This is a genomic window from Synechococcus sp. R6-10, assembly GCF_047461815.1.
Classification (GTDB): domain Bacteria; phylum Cyanobacteriota; class Cyanobacteriia; order Thermostichales; family Thermostichaceae; genus Thermostichus.
On record NZ_JANSHW010000695.1, the window covers coordinates 1 to 526 of the forward strand.

Genomic DNA, 526 nt, shown 5'->3' on the forward strand with positions numbered 1-526 from the left:
CTTCATTGGGCCAGTACTGGGATCCCTGCCCGCTTTGGTGGTGGCGATTGTGCAGGGGGGCTGGACTTTTTTGTGGGTGCTGATCCTATACGTTGCCGTTCAAAACCTGGAAACCTATGTGTTGGATCCTCTGTTGGTGGGATCCTCGGTGCGGGTGAAGCCCTTGTATCAGTTGCTGGCGGTGCTGGGGGGCACCCAGTTGTTGGGTATTGTTGGGGCGGTGATCGCCCCCCCGTGGGTGGCGGGTATGGCGGTGCTGCTGGAGAACCTCTATCTGAAGCCCAAGCAGGAGGCAGAGGTTCGAGCCAGGCTGTATGCTCGGGCCACCGAGGCTGCTGGTTCTTTGGCTTTGCCGGGGATGGATCCTGCCGACGCGAGCAGCCCAGAGCCATCTTTTTCCTCTCGTCCGAATGGCTCTTCAAACGAGCCGGAAGGGTTGCCACAGAAAGAAAGTCTGATACATTTACGCTGAACACTGCTGAGCATTACTGCTCAACGGTGAAGCGATAGCATTCTGTCCGTTTCC

The 526-nt window shown here is 57.6% G+C and carries 1 protein-coding gene; it reads left to right on the top strand.

Annotated features, from left to right (window positions below; translation table 11 throughout):
• The coding region (locus tag NW837_RS15380; RefSeq protein ID WP_414332530.1) for an AI-2E family transporter at positions 1–472 on the top strand (472 nt) is incomplete at its 5' end.
• Positions 473–526: the final 54 nt, after the last annotated feature.